The following is a 26292-nucleotide window of genomic DNA, read 5'->3' on the forward strand; positions in this document are numbered from 1 at the left end:
CATCACCCGACGTAAGGGCAGCGGGTCAGGCCTCCCGATCAGCGCGGGACGGCAAGCAGGGCCGACACCAGTCCTGCCGTCACGGTGAAGGCGCAGTCGCCCTCCAGCAGCAAGCAGTCGCCCTTTTCCCAGGATAGGCCATTAACCGTGCCCGCGCCGCTCAGGGGGGTGAACCAGAGTTGCTTGCCTGCAGGGACGGCGACATTCTGGTCGCTGTTCCAATGCACGAGGTCGAGCGAGAAGGGGGCTTCATCGTCACCGATCAGCCGGGTTTCGCTGCCAAGCGGCGCTTCGTCCGGCGCACGGTCATAGGGAGTGAGGCAGCTGACCGCGACGCCGTCGTCCAGATGCAGTTCGCGCGGGCGGCCATAATCATAGAGGCGATAGGTAACGTCAGCATTCTGCTGAATTTCAGCCAGCGTGATGCCCGCACCAATCGCATGGACGGTGCCTGCTGGGATGAAATAGCAGTCACCCGGCTTGACCGGCTTCCAATCGATCCATTGTTCCAGCGATCCGTCCTGCGCGGCGGCGCGGAACTGGTCCGGGGTCATCGGAGCGGTGAGGCCGATGCCCAGCGTCGCGCCCGGTTCGCAGTCGAGGATATACCAGATTTCCTCCTTGCCGCGCGGCAGCCCCTTTGCCTCAGCTTGCGCGTCATTGGGGTGCACCTGAATGGACAGACGGTCGCTGGTGAAGATATATTTGACCAGCAAAGGCAGGTCGCGCCCGTCGGCACTCTCGAACCAGACTTCGCCAATCTGTCGCCCCTCACCGGCGGCGAAGATCGACGGAAGATCGGTCCGGCCCCATGGCTTTTCGACATAATGAGTGGCAAGTTTCTGCATGGACATCAATTCCGAGGACAAAGATGGTGAGTTTCTCTTTATTCAAGCCATCGCTGTCAACAATATCCCGCTCAGATAGCGGCTGTAATCCGATTTGCCATGTTTCGCGGTCGTCCGATCCATTTCGGTCACGCCCATGAAACCCTGACGATAGGCAGTTTCTTCCGGGCAGGCCATTTTTGAAGCCCTGACGCTTTTCAAGGACGCGGACGAAATCAGCCGCATCCAGCATGCTGTCGGGCGTGCCGGTATCGAGCCAGGCATAGCCGCACCCCATGATTTCGACATTGAGTTCGCCGCGTTCCGGGTAGGCGCGGTTCACATCCGCGATTTCCAGTTCGCCCCGCGACGTGGGCCTGAGGCTTGCGGCGATGTCCACGATCTGGTCGTCATAGAAATAGAGGCCGATGACCGCCCAGTTTGATTGGGGCTTTTCGGGCTTTTCCTCGATTGTGACCGCCTTCATCGCTGCATCTAAGCTGACCACGCCATAGCGTTCAGGATCGGTGACATGGTAGGCGAAGACGCTGGCCCCACTGGTCTGCGTGGAGGTATGGGACAATATGTCAGGCAGGCCGTGGCCATGACAGATATTGTCGCCCAGGATCAGCGCCGACTGTTCGTTGCCGACGAAATCCGCGCCGATGATATAGGCCTGCGCCAGACCGTCGGGGCTGGGCTGCTGCGCATAGTCGATGGTCATGCCCCAGGCCGATCCATCGCCCAGCAGCGATTGGAAAGCAGGCAGGTCGCGGGGAGTAGAGATGATGAGCACTTCGCGGATGCCAGCCAGCATCAGCGTGCTGAGCGGATAATAGATCATTGGCTTGTCATAGACCGGCATGAGCTGTTTCGAGGTCGATAGCGTCATCGGATAGAGGCGCGCACCGCTGCCCCGGCAAGAATGATACCCTTCCAGAGCTTCAACTTCCCCAGATAATCAGTTGGCCGCCGGTTGTAGGCGATCCATTATATCGTCCAATGATGCGCGCCAGTCCGGCAGCGTCAAGCCATTGACGCTGGCGATGCGACCGCAGTCGAGCCGCGAATTGGCGGGCCGGGTCGCGGGGGTGGGATGGTCGGCCGTGCCGCTGAGCCGCACCGTTGTCGGGACGCCGCGCGCCGCAAAGGCCGCGAAGATCGCCTGCGCGAAATCGGCCCAGCTGGCTTCGCCCTGCGCAGTGACTTGGAATGTGCCGCGTAGCTCAGGGCTACTATCGGCTACCATATTGGTAGCCACCTGAATGATGCCATCCGCTATGGCGAGCGCAAAGGTCGGATTGCCGACTTGATCGCCGACTACGCCCAATTCGTCGCGATCGGCCGCCACGCGGAGCATGGTCTTGACGAAATCGCCGCCGGACGGGCTGTGAACCCATGCCACGCCCAGGACCGCGCTATCGTCATGGCCGTCCAGCACCGCAGGTTTGCGCGCCAGTTTCGATGCGCCATAAACGCCGGTAGGCCGGTCGAATAGCTTTCCACATAGGGGCGGTCCAGCATCCCGTCGAACACATAGTCGGTCGAGATGTGGATGAGCGGCACGCCCAATGCCTTGGCCGCCTGCGCCACGGCGCCCGCTCCTGCGCCGTTGACGGCAAAGGCGAGATCGCTCTCGCTTTCCGCCTTGTCCACCGCCTTATAGGCGGCGGCCGAGACGATCGCGTCGGGCGCAGCAGCCGTCAGCGCGCGCACGACCGACGCCGGGTCGGCTAGGTCCAGATCGGGGCGGTCGATCGCGATTATGTCATGCCCGGCGGCTGTGGCACGTTCTATGAGGCTGGTGACGACCTGCCCGGCTGTCCCGGCGACGGCGATCCTCATGCAGGCACTTTGGCATCGGCCTTGTCGAGGCCGAGGCGCTGGCCGTCATATTGTTCGCGCAGCGGCTGCCACCACCATTGATTGTCCAGATACCAGCGTACGGTCTTTTCGATGCCGCTGTCGAAATTCTCCGCCTTCCAGTCCAGTTCATCCTCCAACTTTGCCGCGTCGATCGCATAGCGGGCGTCATGACCCGGACGATCGGTGACATATTCGATCAGGTCAGCGCGCGGGCTGTCGGTCGGCACCAGTTCATCCAGCACCGCGGAGATGCGCAGCACCACTTCGATATTCTTGCGTTCGTTGCGGCCGCCTACATTATAGGTTTCGCCCTGCTCGCCCTTCTCCATGATGATGTCGAGCGCGCGGGCATGATCGCCAGTCGCGGATATTCTCCCCCTTGCCATAGACTGGCAGCTTGCGGCCCGCGAGCGCGCTGAGGATCGTCAGCGGGATCAGCTTTTCGGGGAAGTGGTACGGCCCGTAATTGTTCGAGCAGTTGGACACCACCACCGGCAGGCCATAGGTGCGCTGCCATGCCTTGGCGAGATGATCCGACGCCGCCTTCGACACCGAATAGGGCGAGGAGGGGTCAGGGCGTGGTCTCCTCGAACCGGCCCTTATCGCCCAGCGAGCCATAGACTTCGTCGGTCGAGACGTGGAGGAAGCGGAAGGCGACCTTGGCGTTGCCCTCAAGGCCGTTCCAGTAGGCGCGCGCGGCTTCGATCAAGGTGAAGCTGCCGATCACATGGGTCTGGACGAAATCGGCAGCGCCCGTGATCGAACGGTCGACATGGCTTTCGGCGGCGAGATGCATGATGCGGTCGGGTTTGAAGCCCGCAATCGCCGCGTCCATCGCCGCGCGATCGCAGATATTGGCACGCAGGAACTGGTGGCTGCTCTTGCGTTTCACTTGCCTTAGCGATGCTTCGCAGCCCGAATAAGTCAGCGCGTCGATAGCCTCGCCTTAATAGCCCTTTTCCAACACCAGATAGCGCACGAGAGCAGCACCGCTGAAGCCAGCCGCCGATATACGATTACGCGCATGCAATATGGCTCACTCTGGCGTCCGGGCAGCTGAAACAAGCCGGTAGCTCGAACAATAGCGGCTGTTCGCGATCTTTGAGTTGAAGCATATCCGATGTCGACATCGGGCCAGCGGATAGCGATCATCGGACCGTCCCTTGTAAGGCCCTTATCGCATTGCGGGCTGCAATAGCAGCAGGTCACTTTGCAGCAGATGACGCTTTCGGATTCGTGCGAGTAGAAGCTCTGCGCGAAACCTGGCGGCACCAAAGTTAATTCACATTTCCGTGGGTCAGCCCTTCGCTGACCCACAGGCCATAGGTAGCCGACCCGGTATGGATACCGACGTTCAACAGTGCTTCTGCGGTGCAGCGCACCAGCTTGCTCTGAGTATGGGTTTCGCTCTGGAAGTGCAGGCCACGTATCGTGCCGACCCGCGCGCTCCGGGATTCGTTATCCTGCACGAAATGATATTCGCCGCTATGCAGCGCGAATATATCGGCGCGGGAAAGTTTCGGCAAAATAGCCACGTTCGTCGCCTATGTGGCTGGGGATGATAAGGACCAGATCAACGATATTATAGGTCTGGATGTCCATACGCCCCCCAGCATATGCGTCAGTTCCGGGTGTTCTGCACGACCGATACCGCGCTAGTCACCGTCAAAATCGGTGAGAAAAGTTGACTAATTAGCTGAATGAGCTTGCTTGGCTGATTAGCGGCCGCGTTGCCAAAGTAGAGCACGTCCTTGTCCTGCATCATGAATTTCTGAGCAATGAGATAGGAACCTCCTTTCATCATGTTGAGGTGATAGACATGAGGCACCTCCTGCCCAGACTGGTCCCGTTCGTAGCGAAAAAGGAAAATGGCGGCGGGATCACCCAAACTCGGATTGGAGCCGCCCGCAGTAGCCACGGCCTCAGCCAAGGATACTTTAGAGCTGCTGAAAGGCGTCTGCTCAACCCGGCCAGATGCACCCAATATGGAGTAGGTGCGAGGATTGTTGATCAACATCAGTCGATCACCGGGCTGAATTTGCACATCCATTTCAGGATTATCGATGAAATCGTTGACACGCAGATCGACCCTGGAACTACCGCGCATAACCCGCAATGTGAGATCGCGCGCATTGCCGCGATACCCCCCAGCAAGTGCTATGACGTCCGAAAGGCTTTCCCGGTTGGTCCGAAGGACAAGCCGACCAGGCTTGGCAACTTCACCGCCAATGATGACTGAATTGGTGACGACCTCGCTCAGCGTCACCAAAACCTGCGGATTTTGCGACAGCCTCTTAAGCGCATCTCGGATGGCGACTTCGATTTCGCCGGTTGTCAGGCCAGCCACATGAATCGTGCCTGCGTATGGAATATTGATATTGCCGCGATCATCCACGCGCGTGGGCGGCAGCTTCTGCACTTGAACGCCCGGGGTACTGCTCAGCTGGCCGACGCCGGATCCGGCACTACTGGCGAACAGCGTAACCCCCGCTTCATAGATGTTGATGTCCAGAATGTCGCCGGCCCCAACCATGTCGGTCGGCGTCGCCGCCATAGCAGGCAATATTGCAACAGGCAGGCCGTTGGCAGCCAGTGCGGGCACATCCGCTGCCGTATGTATCTCCGTAAGTTCGATGACGGGCTGCTCACCGGCGACACTCACCGATTTTTCGATCTGTTTACCGGTCGGTCCGCTGGACGGCAATGTGGCGCAGCCTACAAGCCCCGAAGACAAGCCGATAACTACGATATTCTTGAATAACATTGATTATGGTCTCGGAAAGCTGCCCACATGATGGGCCAAGCCTTAGCATCGCGATCGAGAAATGGGCAATAGCTACTCTTGCTTTGACGCGACTCTTCGATGCGGCCTTGCGCGACGAACCATGTTGCCCTAGCGCAAGGCAGCTTAAGTCCCTCCTGAGGCACTGCGTAGATTTATGAACGTTAATCCCTCGTTTCCGGTCGAGGCTGAAACACCGAGCCGGCCCAACGCCTTGTCGCAATGGCTGCGCAAGCGGCGTTGGTTTCTGTTGTTCGTTGCTCTGCCCACCTTGCTGGCTGCACTCTATTATGGCCTGATCGCGTCCGATATCTATATTTCGGAATCGCGCTTTGTCATCAAGAGTCCGGACCAGAAGCGGTCGCAGGTATCCACCCTGGCCAATCTGGTGCAAACAACGGGCTTGTCGGGCGGGCAGGAGCAGACGAATGAGGTGTTGACCTATGTTCGTTCCCGCGATGCGCTCAAGGCTCTGGAAAAGGATGAGCGCATAAGGGACAGGTTCGCCAGCCCGCGCGCTGATTTCCTCTCCCGCTTTCCGTCGCCGTTGCTCAACGACAACAGCTTTGAAAGCCTGTTCAAATATTATGACAAGATGGTCGATGCCCGCATGGACACCGAAACAGGGACTGCGATCATCAAGGTTCGCGCCTTCGCACCGGAAGACGCCTATGCCATCAATCGCCAGTTGCTGGATCTAAGCGAGGGACTGGTCAATCGCCTAAACGGGCGCGCCCATGACAAGGCGATCATCGAAGCCCAAAAGCAGGTCGATCTTGCCACGCAGCGGGCCAAGGCCGCCCGCATAGCCTTGTCACAATATCGCAATGCGCAAGCTTTGATTGATCCTACCAAACAGGCAGGTGGCGTGCTGGAGATCGCCAACGGACTGACCGCAGAACGCGCAGCCTTGCAAACGCAGCTCGACTTGATGCAGCGGCTAACCCCGGGCAATCCATCCATCCCGGCGCTGCGCAACCGGATCAACGCCATGTCGATCCAGATCGCGTCGCAGGACAGCCGGGTGGTGGGCAGCGGCGGCGGTATCGCATCGAAACTGGGTGGCTATGAGAACCTGCTGGTCGAACAGGAATTTGCCACAGAAAGCCTCAATGCCGCCAGTGCGGCGCTGGTTCAGGCCCGCGCCGAAGCTCAGCGCCAGCAATTCTATCTGGAACGGGTGGTCGATCCCAATATCCCGGACATGCCGCTCCTGCCTAAGAGATTCCTGAATATCCTCATCGTGTTTGCTGTAGCCACATGCCTGTATTTCATCGCTTGGATGTTCATCGTCGGCATTCTTGAGCACGCACCGGAAGATTGACAATGGGCAGAGCCGGTTTACGCAAATTGCGCGAGGCATGGCGGGTTCAGCTTCGCGTGATCCACGCCCTAATGATCCGCGAACTCATCACCCGGTTTGGCCGCGAAAATATCGGCTTCCTATGGATCATGGTTGAGCCGCTGCTGTTCGCTGGTCTGGTAGCGATTTTATGGCGACTGAGCAAAGGATCGGAAGAGCACGGCATCAGCGTCGTCGCATTTGTCATATCGGGCTATATCCCAATTACACTATTTCGTCATGGCATTGCGCGAAGCCAAGCGGTATTCACAGCCAATGGAAGTCTACTTTATCACAGACAGATAAAAATAATAGACTTCCTACTTTCAAGATTCATAATTGAATTTCTTGGAAGCGCTATGGCTTATATTTTCATCGGTTCGATATTGGCAGCCTTTGATCTTTTCCCAATCCCTGATAATATCGGCCTCTTCCTAGCCGGATTTCTATTATATGCGATGTTCTCCTTCTCGGTATGCCTTGTCATCGCCCCCCTGTCTGAAATGTCGGAGATTGTTGAAAAATTCGTGCCGGTCGTCACGTATATCATGATCCCCTTTTCCGGACTATTTTACATGCTGTCCTGGATGCAGCCGCAGCTTAGAGAGTATATGCTACTTTCACCTTTTGTTAATGGCATGGAAATGATGAGAAAAGGCCTGTGGGGCGATAAAATAACTGCCTATTACGAACCTTTAAATCCTATCATTACTTCCATGGTATTTGCGACATTCGGTCTTGCCCTGTGTCGCCATGTGCGCAGGACACTCACGATCGAATGATAATTTGTCAGAACATATGCAAGAGTTACAGGCATGGCTCCAAGGAAAAACGCGTTCTCAACAATGTGAGTTTCACGGTTGAGCCAGGCGATCGCATTGCGTTGTTAGGCCGAAACGGCGCCGGCAAGAGCACACTTATCAAATTGATCGGTGGTGTCGAATTGCCTACGTCGGGCAAAGTTATTCGCAATATGTCTCTGTCGTGGCCGTTAGGTTTTGCCGGCGGATTTCAAGGCAGCCTGACCGGTTATGACAATGCACGCTTCATTGCGCGTATTTATCAGCGTGACTATCGTGATATCCGCAGTTTCGTTGAGGAATTTACCGAGCTGGGCCGCCAACTGTCCATGCCGGTCAAGACCTATTCATCAGGCATGCGGGCAAGGCTGGCATTTGCGTTATCGCTAGCCATCGAGTTCGATTGCTATCTGATCGACGAGGTCATCATGGTGGGTGATCAGAATTTTAATCGCAAATGCCATCATGAATTGCTGGAGCGGCGGCAAAGCCGTAGCATGATCCTGGCTTCGCACAGCACGGAATTAATCCAGCAAGTCTGCAATCGCGCGATATTGGTGCATGGCGGTCAAGCTGTTGAATATAACGATGTCCACCAGGCTGTGCATGATTATTCCAACCTCTGATACCGACCTGCATTGATCATTGATCATTGACCCTGTCCCGGATTTTCCCCCGGCCGGAACGAGAGATCCAGCGCTTCATCGGCCGGGGTTAACCCCGGCCGATGAAGCAAATTCGGCAGGCGTCATGAACCCTAGGGATGTGTGAGATCGGCTCTCGGTCCGTCCGCCACGCCTCGATCTTGGTCTTGGCATCGTCCAATGACAAGAACCAATGCGTGTTCAGGCACTCGTCCCTGAGCCGGCCGTTGAAGGACTCCACAAAGGCATTGTCGGTCGGCTTGCCCGGCCTGCTGAAATCCAGCGTTACCCGATTGATGTAGGCCCAGTGATCGAACCCCCGGAAGATGAACTCGGTGCCATAGCACATTGGGAAGCGCCGTTGTCCACCCTGATCTTCGAAGGGGCACTGCCTCGCTCGAAGATCAGGTGATCCATTACGTCGATCACCTGCTCGCCCTTGATGCCCTGATCGACGTGGATCGCCAGGCACTCTCGGGTGTAGGCATCCACGACCGTCAGGGCACGGAATCGCTTGCCGGTGGAACAGGGTATCCGACATGAAGTCCATTGCCCAGACATCATTGGGGCATGAAGGCAGAGACCGCTCCACACGCCGCGCAGCCATGACATGCCTTCGCGGCCGTTTTGCCCGCAAATTAAGCCCTTCCAGACGGTATGGGCGATGCACCCGCTTCACATTTACCAGTAACCCTGCCGCCGAAGCAGCACATGAATGCGGCGATAGCCATAGCGCACGCGCACCGCAGCGATCTCTTTGATCCTGTTCGCAGTGGCGCCTGGTCGCCGCGGACCGACCTGTAGCGATGGGTCTTGTGATCGAACCGGAGCAAGGCGCAGCTGCGCCGCTCACCCACCCGATAGCGATCGTGCATCCCACGGACGATTTCGCGGAGCAGGCCAGGCACTACACTTTTTTTGCCAGAACTTCCTGAAGCATGGCCTTGTCCAGCGACAGGTCCGCCACGAGCCGTTTCAGCTTCTGGTTCTCTTCTTCGAGCTGGCGCATCTTGCGCAGCTCCGATGGTCCAAAGCCGCCGTACAACTGCTTCCAGCGGTAGTAGGTCGCCTCCGACACGCCCATCTTGCGGCACACCTCAGCAACCGGTGTTCCAACCTCGGCCTGGCGCAGCGCAAACGCGATCTGCTCGTCCGTGAATTTCGACTTCTTCATGCAAAACCTCCAGCTCTTGTCAGCTTCGATTTTGCCAGATTCCTCTCATTCTTGCTGGAGGCATTTTCCGGGACAGGGTCAACCGACAATAAGACATCATCGGCATACAGGCCCCCCTCCCCGCAGGATATCTATGATTTGCATTTGCAGGCAATCCTCCCTTATGGGGGGGCGAACCACGGAGCGTAAACTTCACTCATGAATGTAAGTGTTGCGCTATTTTACAGGCCAATATTCTCATGACCGGTTCACGACGCCTTCCCCGTTTCTGGGAGCTTGTATTCAGCCGATTCACAGCCGATGCAGGCCGCAAGCCACAGTTGCTGATCGACATCTCGATCCTGTGGCGCCATGATGCGGGCACAGGCATCCAACGCGTGGTCAGAGCGATCAGCCAACAATTGCTTCAGTCCGACCTCGGCGAATATGAGCCGCGTTTCGTGGCAGCCACACGAAGGCGCCCCTATCGTCATCTGGTCAAGAATGAGTTGAACGGAAGCGCATCCCTGGAAAAGGGGGCGCGCATTTCGATCAAGCCGGGCGACATATTTCTGGGCCTGGATCTGAGCAGTCGCATTCTCCCGCGCCATCACCGCCAAGTGCGTGCATGGCGCCGAAAGGGTGCTCGCATTGCCATTGTCGTTTATGATTTGCTGCCTGCGCGCCACCCGGAATGGTTCAATGAGAAACAATCGATATATTTCGGGAAATGGCTCAGATTTATCGGCCGCCATGCCGATCAGGCGCTCTGCATTTCCCGGTCGATAGCTCAGGATCTGGAGCAGTGGCTGCAACAGGAAAAGCTTGTCCGGCCCAAACACTCCATCGACATCAAAGCTTTCCCTCTTGGAGGCGATTTGCGGCAGTCCAAACCCACGCAAGGGATAACCGAGACGGAAAAGGCCATGCTCGAACGATTGCAAAATCGGCAATTTGTTTTGATGGTAGGAACGATTGAGCCTCGTAAGGGCCATGCCCGGGCGCTAGATGCTTTCGATCAATTGTTTTTCAGTCGGCCAGAAGATGCCCCTATCCTAGCGATCGTGGGGCGGACTGGATGGAAGTCGGAAGATGTCGAAGAAAGAATACGCCGTCACCCAAGTATAAATGACAGAATATTCTGGTTCAGCAATGCCAGCGACGAATTTCTTGATATCCTATATCGCAAATGCAGAGGGGTTTTATTCCCTACCTTCGCAGAAGGATTTGGCCTTCCAATTGTAGAGGCGATGTCTCATGGCAGACCTGTTCTTGCCAGGGATCTTCCAGTTTTCAGGGAAATTTCCTCTCCACTGATCTCATATTTTCATGACGATACGGATGTCGCCTTGGCCCAATCGATAACCGAGTGGCTGGGAAACATTGAGAATAAACAAAAGCCGTGCCAACAGGATGTACCGACCTGGCAAAAATCCTGTGCGGTTCTATTGCATCATTTGAAAATTTCCACCTGACTAATTTTTAGAGGGATATATGAAAAAGGCTTTGGTTACGGGGATTTCTGGGCAGGATGGGGCATATCTCTCTGAACTGCTGCTGGAAAAGGGATACACGGTTTACGGTGCGTTCCGTCGGACAAGTTCCGTAAATTTCTGGCGTATCGAGGAACTGGGGATCGACAAGCATCCTAATTTTCATCTGGTGGAAAGCGACCTGACAGATCTTGGTAATTTCGTTACGATATTGAATCGGTATCAGCCTGACGAAGTTTACAATCTGGCGGCACAAAGCTTCGTCGGCGTCAGCTTCGAACAGCCCGTGACCACCGGCAAGATCACCGGCCTTGGCGCACTCAACCTTTTGGAAGCGATCCGCCTCGTCAATCCCAAGATTCGCTTCTATCAGGCGAGCACGTCTGAAATGTTCGGCAAGGTGCAGGCCATCCCGCAGAAGGAAGACACGCCTTTCTATCCGCGCAGCCCTTATGGCGTTGCAAAGCTCTACGCGCACTGGATGACCGTCAACTACCGCGAAAGCTATGACATGTTCACGACCAGCGGTATTCTTTTCAATCATGAAAGCCCGCTGCGAGGCCGCGAATTCGTGACGCGGAAGATCACCGACGCTGTTGCCCGTATCAAGCTTGGCAAGCTCGACGCTTTGGAACTGGGCAATATCGACGCGCAGCGCGATTGGGGCTTCGCGAAGGAGTATGTTGAGGGCATGTGGCGCATGCTTCAGGCCGATCATCCCGACACCTATGTCTTGGCGACCAACAAGATGTACACGGTACGCGATTTCGTTTCGCTGGCTTTCAAGGCTGCGGGTATCGAAGTGGAATTCCGTGGAAAGGAAGTTGAGGAAACCGCCGTCGACACTGCAACCGGCAAGACCGTGATGCGCATTAACCCGAAATTCTACCGTCCGGCGGAAGTCGATCTGCTGATCGGCGATGCAAGCAAGGCACGCGAAGAACTGGGTTGGGAACCCAAGACGTCATTGGAAGATCTCTGCGCCATGATGGTGACGACGGATCTAGAGCGTAACAAAAGAAACGCGTCCTTCTGACAGTTCGTCATCGCAACAGGCTTGCATAGATTTCTATAAGATTTTGGAAGGTTACAGTAATGAATATCGCCGCCCCGGGTACTTTGGCGTATCTCATAGAGAAAGATGGCCGCGATTTCGTGCAAGCCTGTTATCGTGACATATTGCAACGAGACGCTGATCCAGATGGCCTAAATAGCCATCTGGAGATGTTGGAGCGGGGCACTTCTAAGGTTCAAATAATAGCTTCGATCGCTAGTAGTGATGAGGCTTGTTTGAATAATATGGCGACCTCCCGCTTAGCGAAATCGGCACGACGCCAAGCTTTCATTGAGACAAGCTCTTTGGCTTGGCCATTTAAAAACATGGTCGCCAGCTTTGTTGCGGATAAAAAAATTCAAAAATTGGAAGATCGTCGAAAAACATTGTTGGAACAGATCAATGAACGCTCAATCGAAACTCCCGTGAGCGTACGGCAAGCGGTGGAAACCGTCCATATCGCCATCGCCGACTGGCAGAAGCAAATTGCAAAAGATCGCGAAAATTACGGCAGAGCGCCACGCTTGGGTCAATTCAACAATCTCTGGTTCGACCTCACCACAGCATTTCAATGGAATGGTGGCGTTGTAGGTATTGTGCGCGCCGAACTCGAAATGGCGTGCGGCCTAGCCAAGATTTTTCCAGACATTCGCTTCTCGATGCAAATTGATCAGGGTTTTGGCGAAATTCCTAAGTCAGAATTGGGTTGGCTTCTTGAAGCGGACAACGTCGCAGATGCTTATATGCATTTTTTCGCAAGATATAAAGGAGCAATGGGGGCCTCAAATACCATTCACGTCCAGGCTCCAGACATTGAAGGTTTTTTTCATCCTTACAATTCCAATGATGCAGTTATTGCAGTTGGCTGGATGGATAGTCAGAAAGAACGTTATTTTTCTCTGATTAAATCAGAAATACCCGATTTTTCCATTTTCTATCTTGTTTACGATATCATTCTCTTACTTGATGAAACGAAGCATTTTTATGATCCGGTAGGTCGTGATCGTTTTGAGCGATACGTAGAATGGATTTCGAATAATTGTGATCTTATATTCTATGGTGGACGCACGGCTCAAATTGATACGGAAGCACTCCAGAAAGCAAAAGGCTGGCCGACCCCGCCGGGCGTACCTGTGCAATTTGGTACTGATATCGTGAAATATTCAGATAATTCGAATGATAATGAATTACTCAAAGGACTCGGTATTGACGGCGACTTTGTTATTTCTGTCGGATCTCTAGAGCCGCGTAAAAACCATGACACGCTCTACCGTGCCTACCTTATGGCGTTGGAAATGGCGGGTGACAATCTGCCTCAACTTGTTTTCATTGGTAAGCCAATGTGGCGGGTCGATGATATGCTCGACACAATTAACCGACATCCGCGCTTGAAAGGCAAGCTTCTCTGTTTGACGCCAACAGATACAGAATTAGCGGCTCTGTATAGGAACTGCCGCTTCACGGCATTGCCTAGCCTCTACGAAGGGTGGAGCCTGACTCTGCCTGAAAGCCTAGGACAAGGGAAATTCTGCCTCTGCTCTGACACACCGCCTTTGCGTGAAATCGGACGCGACCTGGTGGATTACGTCGAACCTTATGATGTGCGTGGGTGGGCCGAAAAATTTACTCTTTACGCCAAAGATGACAATATTCTGCACGACTACGAAGCAAAAATAGCGCGTGGATGGCCGAGTATGAAATGGTCAGATACAGCAAAAATGCTGTATGAGGCCGTTCGTGATTTCAAACGCTCAGAGCGCACAGCATTGATCGAACCGCCGGTTATCTGGATGGATTTGACCATGTCGTTCCTTGAATGGAGTGGTGGAATTAGCGGTATCGTCCGTGCTGAACTGGAGTATGCAAAACAGTTGAAGGATATTGATCCTAGGACGAGGTTCTTTGCATTTCAGCGTGGATATGATTATTTCTTCCAGATCGATGATAGCTATCTTGATTGGCTATTCACCAGCGAAGATCTTTCAGCCAGCTACGAGCATTTCCACAATTTCTGGAGGGATCACGAAGCGAATAACACGGGTCATCGAAATCCATTCCGGCAACATGGAAGCGACGGCAAGCCTTTCCCAGGGCACTCCGCCTATCTATCGGTAATCCCAGCCAATTCGATCATTTTCTTTGCAGGGATTGATTCGGATGGTTCCGGAGTACTTTCGCGTGTGGCCAAAATCGATGACCTGATTCATCGAAACAAAGGTACGATGCGATCACAAATAATCTATGATCTGACCCCGATACTGACGCCTCAATTCCATGTGCCAACAACATGTGTGGGTTTTGAAGCATTATTTAAACATGTATCGAATCACTTCGAGCACATCACATATGGTGGTCGGACAGCCCAAAGAGATGGAATTTTGATTCAACGGCGAGACGCTCTGTCTGTTCCAGCAAGCGACTTTGTTGAATTTGGTTCTGATATTGGGATGGTTCGAAGAATGCAACCTGATCCCTATCGCGATGCCGCCGTCCTTGAGGATTTGGGCTTAACGGGCGATTTCATTATCACTGTTGGAACAATAGAGCCAAGAAAAAATCACGAAACGCTTTATAAGTCCTATTTGATAATGTTGAAAAAATCTTTGTTAAATAAGCCTGTGCAGATTGTTTTTGTTGGAAAGAAGGGGTGGAAGTCTTGGGATTTCCTCGCTTCTTTCGAGCAAGATGATCGAGTTAAGGGTAAAATTCTCATAATGAGCCCAACAGATGAAGAGCTTGACATTCTATACAGGCATTGCAAGTTCACATTATTGCCCAGTTTTTACGAAGGTTGGAGTCTCACTCTTCCCGAAAGCTTGTCTTATGGTAAGCTGTGCTTGACAGCTGACGTTGATCCTCTTCGTGAAACCGGACGCGATTTGGTTGAATATATTCATCCGTTAGATACTGCAAAATGGGCAGAGAGAATTGCCTTTTATGCCAACAATCCGACGGAAATCGCTGCTTGGGAAGCTAAGATCAAGGCTGAATGGATTTCTATGAGCTGGCGTGAATCTACAGAAATGCTGTTAGCTGCGCTTCGCGGCGCTCATTCGAGCATGCTGAGCCAAGAACAAATGTACACTGAGTTGAGCAGGGAGAAAGCGTAATGGCCCGGATACTGCTCACTGGCGCTACCGGCTTCGTGGGCGCCTACCTCTATGACATGTTGAAGCAGGACGGGCATGAACTGAAAGGCACAACCAAATCTCGGCCTCGTGACGATATCGTTCTTTGCAATATCGAGAACAAGGAGGAGGTATCAGCCCTGTTCGACGATTTTCGTCCCGAAGTCATTATTCATAGTGCCGCCATTTCCAGCGTCACTTCTGCGGAAAGTCATGAATATTATATATCTAATACGATAGGAACAGAAAATATACTGAAGTCCATTCCAAAGGATGGACCAAAGATTCGGTTCATATTCATCAGTACTGCGGGTGTTTATGGAAATCAAGATGTCGAATCTTTGTCTGAAACGCTGTGCCCGAAGCCTGTCCACCATTATGGTATGAGCAAATTCTGCTGCGAGCGAATTATACTAAATTATACCGATATTATAGATTATACGATTGTTAGGCCATTTAATATTGTCGGCCCCGAGCAAAGTGCAGACTTCATAGTCCCGAAATTATCGCGGGCATTCGCTGCAAGGGAACCGGTCATCCGATTAGGGAACTTGGACGTTTACCGGGATTATCTGGATATCAAGGAAGCCTGTGAGATCATCCGGTATATGGCCTTCTGCGATGCCGCCATCGGCGAAGTCTTCAATCTTTGTTCGGGCACGCCGGTATCGCTCAACCAACTTCTGAATCTTTTTCGGTCTCTTACCGGACATGATATCCAGGTCGAAGTGGCTCCGGAATTTGTCCGGAAGAATGAGGTCTGGCGCCTTACCGGCGACCCGACGAAATTGAAGGCACTGATCGGCGACAAGATTTCATCAATCCCTATCGCACAAAGTATCGGTCAGATCATAGCATCGCAGACCGCCAGTTCGGGCTAATTGCATCAGAAACCCCTTGATGTGTCGATTTGATCTGAGGCCGTAATGAACATCGATCTGGGCGTGGAAGCGCTGTCACCGCAATTGACCGGAATCGGTCGCTATACACTTGAACTGATGCGAGGGCTTCAGCTGCATCCTGATGTACATCAGTTCAGGGCAATCCATAATGGTATCGTCGCCAACGAACCAGAAGGCTTGGTGCACGGTGTCATGCCGCAAAGGCCAAAGCGACGCGCCAAGTTTTTACGCTGGGCAGAAAAAAAGGCGATCGCGATTATTCCGGCTCGCAAGCGGCTATATCATGGCCCGAACTTCATGCTGCCCGCCAATGTGGAAGGCGGCATCATCACCGTGCATGATCTGTCGGTCTATAAATTTCCCGAAATGCACCCGCCCGAACGCATCGCACATTTCGAGAGAGATTTCAGAAGCTCCCTTGACCGTGCATGGCACATCGTGACCGACACACATGAAGTGCGCCGTGAAGTTGCCGAATTTACTAATGTTCCAGAGGATCGGATCACAGCCGTACATTTGGGCGTAAGCCGCGATTATCACCCGGGTCGAGCAACTGATGGATCGGTGGATTATGCATCTTATGGAATTGTGCCGCAGGAGTATATTCTGCTGGTTGCCACTTTCGAACCACGCAAACGCATAGACGCGGCACTTAACGCATACCATATTCTGCCCGAAAAGGTGAAAAGGCGCTACCCGCTTGTTTTGGCAGGCGCAAGGGGGTGGCAGAACGAGGCTTTGCACGAACTCATGTCAAGAGACGAAGCAAAAGGATATGTACGTTTCTTGAATTTTGTTCCCGAGAGGGATTTGCCCGGCATATATAGCGGCGCAAGAATTTTCCTCTATCCGTCGATCTATGAGGGTTTTGGTCTGCCCCCGATTGAGGCCATGGCATGCGGTGTTCCCGTTATCGTGTCGAACCGTTCCTGCCTGCCCGAAGTGACGAACGGCGCGGCCATCATGATTGACCCGGACGATATCGACGGCCTGGCCGCAGCTATTGCCAGGTCTCTCGAAGACGATGATTTACGCGCGACAATTATCAGCCGAGGGCTGGATGTCGCTGCCGGGTATAGTTGGGAAACATGTGTCGCCAAAACCGTCAACGTTTATCGACAGTTTGCCTGACTGGGTTCGGATAGGCATACCGCCTCCATTATCGCCAAAGGGCGAGGCATGGCAGCATATGAATATCCAACACGCCCATTGCGACTTTATGATAACAAGTCTGGCACTACTTTGTGACGTGCTCCCCTGAAATGTGACCGATTTTGAGTAGAGTCCGACGAGAAGGAGTCGGACGGAATGAAGCGCAGCAGGTTCAGCGAAGAGCAGATCATCGCGATCTTGAAGGAGCAGGAGGCAGGGATGGCGACAGCGGATGTGTGCCACCGCCACGGGATCAGCTCAGCGACGTTCTACAAGTGGAAGTCGAAGTATGGCGGTCTGGAGGTGTCCGAGGCCCGGCGTCTGCGCACGCTGGAGGAAGAGAACAGCCGGCTGAAGAAGCTGCTGGCCGAGGCAATGCTCGACAACGTGGTGCTGAAGGATCTGGCATCAAAAAAATGGTGACGCCCGGCGCTAAGCGGGATGCCGTCGCCCATGCACGTGAGCATCACGGGCTGAGCGAGCGTCGGGCGTGCAACCTGGTTGGCGTGAGCCGGCGGGTGATCCGGTATCGATCGTCGCGTCCGGACGATGGTCCGCTGCGACAGCGTCTGCGCGTGTTGGCGGCCGAGCGTCGCCGCTTCGGCTATCGGCGTCTCGGGTATCTTCTGGCTCGCGATGGCATGACACCCAACCACAAAAAGCTGCTGCGGGTCTATCGCGAGGAGAACCTGCGGGTTCGTCGCCGTGGTGGCCGCAAGCGCGCCCTGGGCACGCGGGCGCCGATGGTGCTGCCGGACGGGCCGAACCAGCGTTGGTCGCTCGACTTCGTCTCCGACACCCTGACGTGCAGCCGGCGGTTCCGCATCCTGTGCGTGGTCGACGACTACACGCGGGAATGCCTGGCGCTGGTGGCCGACACGTCGCTGTCGGGTGTGCGGGTCGCGCGGGAGCTGACGCGGCTGATCGGGATGCGCGGCAAGCCGCATACAGTGGTCAGCGACAACGGCACCGAGCTGACCTCGTCGGCCATCCTGCGCTGGTCGCGGGAACGGCGGGTCGAGTGGCATTATATCGCACCCGGCAAGCCGATGCAAAACGGCTTCGTCGAGAGCTTCAACGGGCGTCTGCGCGACGAATGCCTCAACGAGACCCTGTTCACGTCGCTGTCGCATGCTCGCTTCGTGCTCGATGCCTGGCGGCACGATTACAACTACGTCAGGCCACGCTCGAAACTGGGCGGGAGAACCCCCGCCGAGAAAGCCGGCCAACCTTCCCGGGGGCATGCCCCCGGAAACGTTGCCATCACCTCAACCAACCATCATGAAGGAGCCGGACTCTACCTCTGACTGGTAACAATCAGGAGCACGTCAAGGTCTATGGGATGCCCGAATGGCTGTCCGCACTCCATGCTGGGCTACTCAGCGAGAACGCCACCCTCTTCCGCTACCGCTGTTATCTCAATGGCGCCCATGCCGGGTTCGTCTTTTATGTCAGCGAGCCGCTGGCGGACCAGAAAACCGTCGACCAGCTGGAGGATAAACTGAGATCGGCCAAGGGGGGCGGCAACTTCAAAAATGTCCTGGTCTATATCCCCAAGGGCAAGAAGGACGGTATCCACATCATGCCGATCGCGGACGTCACAGCGAAGGACGAATTTTCGAGCTTCAAAAATATCAGTCGCGACGACATGCTGGCCGCGCACCGCACCCCGTCCCAGCTGATCGGCGTCATCCCTCAGAACAACGGCGGCCTGGCAGCGTGAAGGATGCCCGCGACGCCTATTATGAGACGGAGATCGTCCCGATCGCCACGCGGATGCTGCGCGCCAATGCGTGGTTCGGGTCGGCGGTGCTGTCCTTCGCCGACTATGTGCTGACCGATGGGTCGATCATCCGGCAGAATGGGCAGTGCTTCGCGAAGCTCAGCGCGACGAGGTAAGGCGGCGACCGCACTGTCGGCGAATTGAAGGCTGCTTTGGGTTTGCATGGGTCGGCGGTATGTGCGAACCACTGAAGCCTCTACAGATGCCAGAGGAAGAGCGGCAGGCAAGATGATTAACAAGGCTTACGATCACATTGTCAGTCTCGGAAGTTTTTGTATGACGGCGGGCCAAATTCGGCGTCGCTTTAACGATACTAAATCCTACCCTTTCGACTGGCTGGTCACTCCGACAGTCGCTCTACAAGACCTGTTCGAGACCGAATTTCGGGATATGATGGTTCCCGAGAATATGAGGATAGTGACGGAGGAAGCAGGCCAAGCGGTCATGTGCAAGCGCTACGGATTGATGCATTATCACGACTTTTACGATGCCAAAGTAGACGACCGTTACGTGCCGGTGGCAGTAAGGGCTGAAGCGATCAAAAACACCGGTAAGTTCGCGCACCTGTTGAAGCGCCTATATAGCCTTGCAGGTGACGTTCTGTTTATCCGAGTGGAAACTGGTCATGTGCAGCACTTCAACGATAATCGAGACTTTGATGAGGCGCGACTGCGGAATTTCATGGCGACGCTGCGCAGCGCGCTACCTAATGCGTCTGTGGACTTGCTACTTCTGAACAGCTTCCCCGAGGCCAATGAGCCGGGCGTCTACTGTGACAAACTCGATCACTATGGCGTCACTACATGGGAGGGTAGCGATCAAGGCTGGGATGAGATGTTCGATCGAAACCAGATCCACAAAAAAATCTAATGATCATTCATGCACAGATGCCGCATTCGGGGTCAACAGCGCGCTTCCCGCATAGGTCGCACGGAGCAACGCCCCGAGGAGCCATCTGTGCATCATGAATAGCGCCGATCGCCCCGTCGAGCGCGGTAAATGCGTCTTCCAATATTTTTGTGTCGGTCGGATTGTCGGCTTGGCGAGCATGCCGAATCGAACCTTTGAGGGAGCGCATGACGGACTCAGTATCCGATCTCGACGTGCTCGCCAGCGCCCGCATTAGATCACGATACATTCAATGCCCTTTAACCATGGGGTATGACTGGCTTAAAGGCCACCTGAACGAGCGGCTAAAGCACCGCCTCCTGCAATATGATGTTGGCTGGCTTCACATGGCCCGTGGAGTTACAAGCGGCCCGGATATTCGCGCCGTTGCTGATGCGGCCCGTGAACCATGGGCGCAGGTAGCAATTGTCTCCGGCGGCAATGCCCGGCGCAGGGGACCCGCATCGCAAAGCCACCATAGGCAACGAGCGCGACTCTTAACAGTCTGGCTCATCCCCTGAGCCAGACGCTTCGGCCGATTATGGTCATTGCTATCCCCTATAGCGGCTGAGGATGCGTTTCCATTCGCGCTCGTCCGGCATGGATAGACGGATTATGAGACCTGTGCGCGGATGGGCGTAGACATGGGCGTTGATTGCTGATTCTATAGGCTTTCCCAGAAGGAGAGCGGCAGGTGGCGCGACGTTCGATCGGAGAGGGGCAGTTTGGTTTTGCCGGACGCGAGCGGGCGGCTTCATCGCTCGACGCACTGGTATCGCTGATCGACTGGAACCAAGTCGCGGAACTGCTTGATCCGCTTTATCCCGCTATCAAGGGCGAGCCGGCCTGGCCACAACTGGCGGTGTTCAGAGCCCTGCTTCTGTCGATCTGGTACGACCTGTCCGATGTGAAGCTGGCCGAAGCGCTCGACGATCGCGCCTCTTTCCGTCGCTTCTGCGGGTTCTCCGCTAATGAAGCCACGCCCGAACGGACCGCCTTTGTCAGATTTCGCAAGCTGCTCGTGGCACACCAGCTTGACCGGACTTTGTTCGAAGCCGTGACGATGCAACTCAAGTCAAAGGCGGTGACGGTCAAAACCGGAACGCTAATCGACGCGACCATCATCGCGTCCGCCAGTGAGGAGGATGACGATGCAGGTTGGGTAAAGCACAAGGGAAAACGGGCTGTGCACGGCTTCAAGGCCCATGTTGGCGCCGATGCCGATACGGCTCTGGTCGAGAAAATCTCGATCACATCCGCCAATATCAATGACGGCAAGGCAGGACCGGAAGCCTTGCCCGACAACCCCGGTGAGGTGCTCGCCGACAGCGCCTACCGTGGCAGTCACTTTCGCGATGCCGTGCGAGCGAAGGGCGGCATACCCCGCATCGTCGCCACCGGCATGTGGGGCCGTGACGAAGCCGAAACGCTGCGCAACCTTCATGAATGGAACCAGCCGATCCACCGCGTGCGTGGCCGGATCGAGAAAATCTTCGGGACATGGAAGCGCTGCTACGGCCTCAGGCGGATGCGATGGAGAGGTCTCGCCAAAGCCGCCGTTCAGGTCCACCTCACCGCCATCGCCTACAACCTCAAGCGCACTATGAACATTATCGCAGCCCAAGCATGAAGGCTGCCGCTCCTTCGATAAGAGCGGGGGTGCCACAGAACATTTTACCGCCGCAGGATCGAAAAACGTTCCATCCCAAGGGCCTACGCCCATCCGCGCACAGGTCTCCTTGATCATCTGGCCACCAATGTGGATCTGGTGGCGATCAGCACGAACGCTTGAAATATTCTACCCCATTGATCGGGGCATCTGGGGCGCGCTCGGTTCGCATGGTTTGAACGGAATGCAAGATCTTTATCGCAGGGTACTCAGATAGTATCCGATAGCTGTTCAATATTCTTTGGCTATTGAATGGGATAATCCATCTTGACGCAGCATCGGGTTGGCGCAAGCATCAGCCACATGAGTCCAATCGAAAAAGCCGCCCGCGCCCTTTGCCGCGCTTATGGGGAAGATGAAGATCAACTGTCGGATGGCGCGCCGCGATGGACGGCCTATCTGCCCCGTCTCATGACGGTGATCGACGCGCTACACGAACCGGACGATTTAATGAAGGATGCCGGTTCGGAAATCATTCGATATGTCGGCGAAGAGGAATCCGAAACAGGCTATCGCAGCGATGCCGCCAATGTGTGGCGCTTCATGATTGATGCGCTGCGCCAGGACGGTCGCCATAAGCTGGCTAAAGTCGCCGTCCGCACCAATGAGTAGCTATCGAATACCAATATATATCTGGTAGCTATCTGGTAACTTATTGTCTGCGTTGCCGGTCGAGCGCAGCCAGCGCCTGTTCCAGCACCGCGCCCAGCGGCAGATTCATCGCGTCGGCCATCCGGTAGAGTTCCTTCTTGCTGGCCAGGCGCTTGCCCGGAATGCTGTCATGCCGCCACGCATAGAGCTGCTGCGGCAGTAACCCATGCGTCCGTGCGATTTCTGCGATGTTGGCGCCGGGCTCAAAACTCGACGAGATGATCCGCGCCTTGGCCTCGGCCGACCAGCGACGACGCGCCGGTCCCGCTGGAATGACATCCATACGCGAGGGCCGCTGACCCTCCTGCCTTTCGAAACCTGTTTCGAAAGTTCTTACATCATCAGCCAATAAGATACCCCTCGGATGAGGGGCAAAACATAGATAGATCAGCAGCTACGAAAATGTGGGGAGGTTTCGGCGCTTACTTCGAACGTGCCTGCTTCCACGCTGTCGCGCAGCACTGGCGCGCCGGTCGGATGAGGGGCGCCTGAGCGCCTTTTCCGGGACCTGTCGCGCAGGCGGGCGGATTGCCCCGGTCCTGCACCATAAGTCGCCGCGGCCGTGCCGAGCGCGTCAAGCATCACCTCATTAAAGGTAAGCGTTCCCATTTGTCCCTCCACACAGGAAAACCATCACCAGACAAAAAGAGGGTGTGGCGCTAAGCGCGCATACTTGAAACGGGTTTCGATCTGGAGTAGGAAGAAAGGGTGATCACGGTTCGACGTTTGGCGACGTTGCTCCACTACTCCAAAGGATGCCCGGCCTTCGTGCCGGGCGTTCTTTTATGTGGTCACAGCCACCCTTTCATTCCATTGTCCCCACCGGCAAGGCCGGCCTCATGATCCGGACCGGCTTTGCGTCGATCCGATGTGTGATCCGTCCCCGCCTCAAGGCGGCGCGGGTCTATGAGCCGCTGCAAGAGCCAGGTGCAGGATCTCGCCCGGGAACGCGCAGAAACGCCGCGGGCTGGCGGGCGGGCGAGTCCGGGGCATCGAGCCGCAGCGCCGCAAATATGGGGGATTCCGAGGTGCCGTACACATGGGATGAACGCGGCGAAGCACTGATTCCTTGCGCACGACGCGAACCGATCAAATGGATCGGCCGCCCGCCGCGACCGTGCGTCTTCCCCCCGCGTCGGGGTGGCAAACTGAAGACTCACGATCTATCTATCCCTGTGGCCAGAATTGACCATAAACGGCAAGGGATTGGATGCGTTGGGAAAGGTGCTGCGGGCCGCTTGATCATGATGGAGCGGAGGGAGGCGCAACGCTGGTGCGAACGACAATCAAGATGATCCTCGCGGCCCCCGCCGCGTCCATAGCGCGGGCGGCGTCCTGCCCTCTCCCCCTATCGGTCCTTGAAGGACAAATGCAGTGACGGAGGAGGCTGAAGCCCTTGCCGACCGGCTTGCGCCCCGCCATCGCGAATGCCTGTGGCACGTCTTCCAGCTCCGTACATCCAAGGAGATTGCGGGTGAGCTCGGCATCGGGGTCGGCACGGTGGACTCCTACATTTCAGAGGCGGTAGCGATCTTGGGCGCACCCAACCGACGCCGGGCCGCCGAAATGCTGTTCGGCGGTAAGACCATGACGCCCCCCGGGAAATCGGGGGGTGAATTGGCGGGGGTAGCCATCGGCGCGAGCGATCCCCCAGTGCCGGGTCAAGGGTTGCAAGTCGGCGAATGGCAGGTCCTGCTTCCCTTCCGTCACAAGGGAGTAGATCGCAATGCACTCGGACCTACCCACCGCCTCTTCTGGTTCATCCTCCTCGTCCTTGCCGCCGCCGCAAGCTTCGGAATGCTGGCCGTCGGCCTCGAGGTCCTCTCCAGGTTCTTCACTGGCGAATAAAGCGAGCCCGCAAGCCTGGGGCCCAGCCGTCGCAGCGCTCGCCAGCGACCTGCACGCCTATGAGAAGCTGCTCCAGGCCCTGTTTGCGAAAGGCGGCGAGCTTTCGACCTCCGCGATCCTCGCGCAGATCGGCCGCAACCTGTCCCCCGTCGCCGGCCATCAGGTCCTGGCCGCCATCAGCAACGCGCAGTTGCTGACATCGAGCGCGCTGGGACATGTCGCCGAGGCCCACCGCATGCTTGAAATGCTTGGTCGCAAGCTCGGGATCGACGTGCAAGCGTTCGGCGACGTCCTCAAGCCGCCAGCAAGCGCGATCGGCGTGGAGCCATCCGGAGCCGACGGATGAGCCGCGGCGATGATTCTGCACGTCCGCGACATCGATGACCCCGATCGCTGCCTTCCTCCTGCTGGTCGCCGTCCTGGCGATCCATGCCGGCTGGCGTGGCGGCGCTCCCGAGCGTCTCGCGGCAGCGGCGATGCTGGTCGCCACGATTGCAACGAGCCTTACCAACATGCAGGTGGCCTTGGCTTTTCGCGATGTGCAATGGTCGATCGTCTGGATCGATGCGGCGCTCCTCGCCGCACTGCTTGCGATCGCGCTGACGGCGAATCGCTTCTGGCCGCTCTGGGTTGCGGCGATCCAGTGCCTGGCGCTCGCTGCCCATGCCGCGCGTGCTTTCGACGCCGGAATCCTGCCGCTGGCCTATTGGTGGATCGTCGGCAAGCTGTCCTATCCCATGCTGCTCCTCCTCATCATCGGCACGGAGCGGCATCATCGACGCCGACGTCAGGGCCACCGCGATCCGCCGTGGAGCCTCGCCAGCCAATGACGAGCGCCCTCACCTCGGCACGAGAGAGTACCGAGACCATGACGCGGCCCAGGCAGCGTCCAGTGGGCAACATCGCATGCCGCCTTGACGCTCTGGCTCGGAACATGACCGCTCGGCATCACGCCTGGGTGCCATATCGGAGTGAAGGGCGATTGCGCATGGTCCGGGAGGGACAGGATAGGGAGCAGGCCAGATGACAGGCTCGACGGATGGGGAACTGCGCGCCCAGGCATGCCGGATTCTCGCCAGCATGCGCGAGGCGACGAGTGATTGCCTCGGCAGTGACTTCGTATCCACCCCGCGCCTCGACATGCTCGCCCAGCTCTACCTCGCCGAGTGCGAGCATCGCACGCTGCACGCCTGGAGCTTGTGCCTGGCCTCGCAGGTGCCGGCGTCGACCGCGCATCGCAAGGTCGGTGAGCTGGAGCGCGATGGCCTCGTCCTCTGCCGCCGCGGCGCGAGTCCGGAAAGCGGAGCCGAACGAAGCCGGCGACAGCGCGATCACCGCTATGTACGCGTCAGCCTGACGCAGGAAGGCAGGGCGAAGATTGTCCGGCTACTTGACCAACTCGTCAGCATTTGGGGCGGTGCTTGCCTGGGCGACGGGATCGACAGGTCGGCATAGAGCGCAGTCCCTGCCGCGCGCCTGCATGCCTCCGGCGAGGCATCAGCGTCGATATGCCCCGATACAAGGCCGGCGCCAGGAGGCTCGGCACGAGCGGTCCCCCGTGCGGGTTGCCGGCGCGCCAAGCCGATACCCGCAAGCGGAGGCGAATCCGACAGGGGCCCAGCGAACCGGAGCGCGGGGCGCAAATGTCCCAATGCGCAGAAAGGAGGCAGGATGGCGCCCGAGCCCATCACGGCAGACTATATATATCGTCGCATCCAGCATGAAATTGTCGGGGGCGCCTTTGCGCCCGGCACGATGCTCAAGCTCACCCGACTCACCGATCAGTTCGGCGCGAGCGCTACACCCGTCCGTGATGCCCTGAACCGGCTGGTGGGCGAGCGTCTTGTCGTTCTGCTTCCGGGCGGCGGCTTTCGCGTCCGGTCGCTCGATGCCGACCGGCTCGCCGGGCTCTATCGCTGGCATGGCCATTTGATCCAGTTCGCTCTCGAGCGTCCTTTGCCAGAGAGCGCAAGGAAAGGACTCGGCGCGCTCAAGCATGAGGCCCTGGAGCCCGGACAAGTGGCCGCAGCGTCCGAAAGGCTATTCGGCATCCTGGCATCCGTCCCGCAAAATGAGGAGCTGGAGCAGGCAGTGGCAGCAGCCTCAAGCGCATTGGCACGCGCGCGGGCCTCGGAGCATCGCCTCCTCCCTGATGTTGTCGGCGAATTCTCGCTGCTCCTCGCCACGATCGACAGGGCGCCGATCGGCGCGGCACGGAGAGCCATGGCCCGCTATCACCAAGAGCGCGCACGGTCGAGTTTCGCGATCCGCACGATAATGCAGCCATGAATAGCCGCCAATGAATACAGT

At 56.5% G+C, this 26292-nt stretch carries 23 protein-coding genes and 4 pseudogenes; 18 read left to right on the forward strand and 9 right to left on the reverse strand.

From position 1 onward, the window contains the following. Positions 1–38: 38 nt before the first annotated feature. The 6 genes and pseudogenes from ACUCV3_RS20345 to ACUCV3_RS20370 all read right to left on the reverse strand — a co-directional run bounded on the left by ACUCV3_RS20345 (position 39) and on the right by ACUCV3_RS20370 (position 5457). Complete coding sequence (locus ACUCV3_RS20345) at positions 39–854, reverse strand: class I mannose-6-phosphate isomerase (RefSeq protein ID WP_482241042.1); 816 nt, start codon at positions 852–854, stop codon at positions 39–41. A 36-nt stretch (positions 855–890) separates the two neighbouring features. Further along, positions 891–1775 (reverse strand): annotated as a pseudogene (gene rfbA, locus ACUCV3_RS20350) (glucose-1-phosphate thymidylyltransferase RfbA). Between the two features lie 13 nt (positions 1776–1788). Further along, positions 1789–2672 (reverse strand): annotated as a pseudogene (rfbD, locus tag ACUCV3_RS20355) (dTDP-4-dehydrorhamnose reductase). Beyond that, positions 2669–3719: pseudogene (rfbB, locus tag ACUCV3_RS20360) on the reverse strand (dTDP-glucose 4,6-dehydratase). The pseudogenes rfbD and rfbB overlap by 4 nt, the downstream one beginning before the upstream one ends. 251 nt (positions 3720–3970) lie before the next feature. Next, positions 3971–4228, reverse strand: coding sequence for a dTDP-4-dehydrorhamnose 3,5-epimerase family protein (locus ACUCV3_RS20365; RefSeq protein ID WP_482241043.1), 258 nt, complete (start codon positions 4226–4228; stop codon positions 3971–3973). Positions 4229–4314: 86 nt separating this feature from the next. After that, the gene (locus tag ACUCV3_RS20370) at positions 4315–5457 is read right to left on the reverse strand and encodes a polysaccharide biosynthesis/export family protein (protein ID WP_482241044.1); all 1143 of its coding nucleotides are present in this window, start codon (positions 5455–5457) and stop codon (positions 4315–4317) included. 175 nt (positions 5458–5632) lie between these two features. On the opposite strand from ACUCV3_RS20370, the gene ACUCV3_RS20375 reads away from it, so the two are divergent. The 3 genes from ACUCV3_RS20375 to ACUCV3_RS20385 are packed head-to-tail and all read left to right on the forward strand — an operon-like array spanning position 5633 to position 8243. Further along, positions 5633–6799 carry a KpsE/RkpR family capsule polysaccharide export protein gene (locus ACUCV3_RS20375; protein ID WP_482241045.1) on the forward strand — a complete coding sequence of 389 codons (1167 nt, stop codon included), beginning with the start codon at positions 5633–5635 and terminating at the stop codon, positions 6797–6799. A 2-nt stretch (positions 6800–6801) separates the two neighbouring features. Continuing rightward, positions 6802–7599, forward strand: coding sequence for an ABC transporter permease (locus ACUCV3_RS20380; protein ID WP_482241046.1), 798 nt, complete (start codon positions 6802–6804; stop codon positions 7597–7599). Further along, positions 7596–8243, forward strand: a complete 648-nt coding sequence (locus ACUCV3_RS20385; protein WP_482241047.1) for an ABC transporter ATP-binding protein — start codon at positions 7596–7598, stop codon at positions 8241–8243. The genes ACUCV3_RS20380 and ACUCV3_RS20385 overlap by 4 nt, the downstream gene beginning before the upstream one ends. Before the next feature lie 75 nt (positions 8244–8318). Here ACUCV3_RS20385 and ACUCV3_RS20390 read toward each other — a convergent pair. Next, positions 8319–9435, reverse strand: a pseudogene (locus tag ACUCV3_RS20390) (IS3 family transposase). Positions 9436–9674: 239 nt separating this feature from the next. Between ACUCV3_RS20390 and ACUCV3_RS20395 the strand changes: the two are divergent. The 11 genes from ACUCV3_RS20395 (at position 9675) to ACUCV3_RS20445 (ending at position 22095) form a co-directional block, all read left to right on the forward strand. Further along, positions 9675–10889 (forward strand): glycosyltransferase family 4 protein, encoded by a 1215-nt coding sequence (locus tag ACUCV3_RS20395; protein ID WP_482241048.1) that lies wholly within the window; start codon positions 9675–9677, stop codon positions 10887–10889. Positions 10890–10908: 19 nt separating this feature from the next. Next, positions 10909–11943, forward strand: coding sequence for a GDP-mannose 4,6-dehydratase (gene gmd / locus ACUCV3_RS20400; protein WP_482241049.1), 1035 nt, complete (start codon positions 10909–10911; stop codon positions 11941–11943). 59 nt (positions 11944–12002) lie between these two features. Continuing rightward, on the forward strand, positions 12003–15071 hold the full coding sequence (locus tag ACUCV3_RS20405; RefSeq protein WP_482241050.1) for a glycosyltransferase: 3069 nt from the start codon (positions 12003–12005) through the stop codon (positions 15069–15071). Continuing rightward, positions 15071–15970, forward strand: coding sequence for an NAD-dependent epimerase/dehydratase family protein (locus ACUCV3_RS20410; protein WP_482241051.1), 900 nt, complete (start codon positions 15071–15073; stop codon positions 15968–15970). Before ACUCV3_RS20405 ends, ACUCV3_RS20410 begins: the two co-directional genes overlap by 1 nt. A gap of 45 nt (positions 15971–16015) precedes the next feature. Further along, positions 16016–17122, forward strand: a complete 1107-nt coding sequence (locus tag ACUCV3_RS20415; protein WP_482241052.1) for a glycosyltransferase family 4 protein — start codon at positions 16016–16018, stop codon at positions 17120–17122. Positions 17123–17299: 177 nt separating this feature from the next. Further along, positions 17300–18450 (forward strand): IS3 family transposase gene (locus ACUCV3_RS20420; protein WP_482241053.1). Its coding sequence is split into 2 segments (ribosomal slippage): positions 17300–17552 and positions 17552–18450, totalling 1152 coding nucleotides; the frame shifts between segments, so codons are not numbered across the junction. Between the two features lie 35 nt (positions 18451–18485). Next, entirely contained in the window at positions 18486–18866 is a 381-nt protein-coding gene (locus ACUCV3_RS20425; RefSeq protein ID WP_482241054.1) for a hypothetical protein, read from the forward strand. Further along, positions 18863–19042: a hypothetical protein gene (locus ACUCV3_RS20430; protein ID WP_482241055.1), complete on the forward strand. Its 180-nt coding sequence runs from the start codon at positions 18863–18865 to the stop codon at positions 19040–19042. Before ACUCV3_RS20425 ends, ACUCV3_RS20430 begins: the two co-directional genes overlap by 4 nt. 112 nt (positions 19043–19154) lie before the next feature. Beyond that, complete coding sequence (locus tag ACUCV3_RS20435; RefSeq protein WP_482241056.1) at positions 19155–19796, forward strand: DUF1796 family putative cysteine peptidase; 642 nt, start codon at positions 19155–19157, stop codon at positions 19794–19796. Positions 19797–20508: 712 nt separating this feature from the next. Next, positions 20509–21444 carry an IS5 family transposase gene (locus tag ACUCV3_RS20440; protein ID WP_482241057.1) on the forward strand — a complete coding sequence of 312 codons (936 nt, stop codon included), beginning with the start codon at positions 20509–20511 and terminating at the stop codon, positions 21442–21444. 306 nt (positions 21445–21750) lie between these two features. Then, entirely contained in the window at positions 21751–22095 is a 345-nt protein-coding gene (locus ACUCV3_RS20445; protein ID WP_482241058.1) for a hypothetical protein, read from the forward strand. A 40-nt stretch (positions 22096–22135) separates the two neighbouring features. Here the strand turns inward: ACUCV3_RS20445 and ACUCV3_RS20450 are convergent, their stop codons facing one another. Beyond that, positions 22136–22417, reverse strand: coding sequence for a transposase (locus tag ACUCV3_RS20450; protein ID WP_482241059.1), 282 nt, complete (start codon positions 22415–22417; stop codon positions 22136–22138). Positions 22418–23508: 1091 nt separating this feature from the next. Here ACUCV3_RS20450 and ACUCV3_RS20455 point away from each other — a divergent pair. Next, entirely contained in the window at positions 23509–23982 is a 474-nt protein-coding gene (locus tag ACUCV3_RS20455) for a sigma factor-like helix-turn-helix DNA-binding protein (protein WP_482241060.1), read from the forward strand. Here the strand turns inward: ACUCV3_RS20455 and ACUCV3_RS20460 are convergent. Continuing rightward, positions 23969–24349 (reverse strand): hypothetical protein, encoded by a 381-nt coding sequence (locus ACUCV3_RS20460; RefSeq protein ID WP_482241061.1) that lies wholly within the window; start codon positions 24347–24349, stop codon positions 23969–23971. The two genes, ACUCV3_RS20455 and ACUCV3_RS20460, sit on opposite strands and share 14 nt — an antisense overlap. A 13-nt stretch (positions 24350–24362) precedes the next feature. Between ACUCV3_RS20460 and ACUCV3_RS20465 the strand changes: the two genes are divergently transcribed. From ACUCV3_RS20465 to ACUCV3_RS20475, 3 genes are all read left to right on the forward strand, one after another. Continuing rightward, entirely contained in the window at positions 24363–24812 is a 450-nt protein-coding gene (locus ACUCV3_RS20465; RefSeq protein ID WP_482241062.1) for a hypothetical protein, read from the forward strand. 193 nt (positions 24813–25005) lie between these two features. Further along, complete coding sequence (locus ACUCV3_RS20470; RefSeq protein ID WP_482241063.1) at positions 25006–25437, forward strand: MarR family transcriptional regulator; 432 nt, start codon at positions 25006–25008, stop codon at positions 25435–25437. A gap of 216 nt (positions 25438–25653) precedes the next feature. Beyond that, positions 25654–26271 carry a GntR family transcriptional regulator gene (locus ACUCV3_RS20475; protein WP_482241064.1) on the forward strand — a complete coding sequence of 206 codons (618 nt, stop codon included), beginning with the start codon at positions 25654–25656 and terminating at the stop codon, positions 26269–26271. Positions 26272–26292: the final 21 nt, after the last annotated feature.

The organism is Sphingobium sp. VMM, assembly GCF_056790315.1.

Coding starts and splice junctions, on each gene's coding strand:
- ACUCV3_RS20475 (WP_482241064.1), top strand. CDS start 25,654: ATGGCGCCCGAGCCCATCACGGCAGACTATATATATCGTCGCATCCAG.
- ACUCV3_RS20470 (WP_482241063.1), top strand. CDS start 25,006: ATGACAGGCTCGACGGATGGGGAACTGCGCGCCCAGGCATGCCGGATT.
- ACUCV3_RS20385 (WP_482241047.1), top strand. CDS start 7,596: ATGATAATTTGTCAGAACATATGCAAGAGTTACAGGCATGGCTCCAAG.
- ACUCV3_RS20395 (WP_482241048.1), top strand. CDS start 9,675: ATGACCGGTTCACGACGCCTTCCCCGTTTCTGGGAGCTTGTATTCAGC.
- ACUCV3_RS20345 (WP_482241042.1), bottom strand. CDS start 854: ATGTCCATGCAGAAACTTGCCACTCATTATGTCGAAAAGCCATGGGGC.
- ACUCV3_RS20375 (WP_482241045.1), top strand. CDS start 5,633: ATGAACGTTAATCCCTCGTTTCCGGTCGAGGCTGAAACACCGAGCCGG.
- ACUCV3_RS20435 (WP_482241056.1), top strand. CDS start 19,155: ATGATTAACAAGGCTTACGATCACATTGTCAGTCTCGGAAGTTTTTGT.
- ACUCV3_RS20370 (WP_482241044.1), bottom strand. CDS start 5,457: ATGTTATTCAAGAATATCGTAGTTATCGGCTTGTCTTCGGGGCTTGTA.
- ACUCV3_RS20465 (WP_482241062.1), top strand. CDS start 24,363: ATGACCCCGATCGCTGCCTTCCTCCTGCTGGTCGCCGTCCTGGCGATC.
- ACUCV3_RS20425 (WP_482241054.1), top strand. CDS start 18,486: ATGCCCGAATGGCTGTCCGCACTCCATGCTGGGCTACTCAGCGAGAAC.
- ACUCV3_RS20405 (WP_482241050.1), top strand. CDS start 12,003: ATGAATATCGCCGCCCCGGGTACTTTGGCGTATCTCATAGAGAAAGAT.
- ACUCV3_RS20380 (WP_482241046.1), top strand. CDS start 6,802: ATGGGCAGAGCCGGTTTACGCAAATTGCGCGAGGCATGGCGGGTTCAG.
- ACUCV3_RS20415 (WP_482241052.1), top strand. CDS start 16,016: ATGAACATCGATCTGGGCGTGGAAGCGCTGTCACCGCAATTGACCGGA.
- gmd (WP_482241049.1), top strand. CDS start 10,909: ATGAAAAAGGCTTTGGTTACGGGGATTTCTGGGCAGGATGGGGCATAT.
- ACUCV3_RS20410 (WP_482241051.1), top strand. CDS start 15,071: ATGGCCCGGATACTGCTCACTGGCGCTACCGGCTTCGTGGGCGCCTAC.
- ACUCV3_RS20450 (WP_482241059.1), bottom strand. CDS start 22,417: ATGGATGTCATTCCAGCGGGACCGGCGCGTCGTCGCTGGTCGGCCGAG.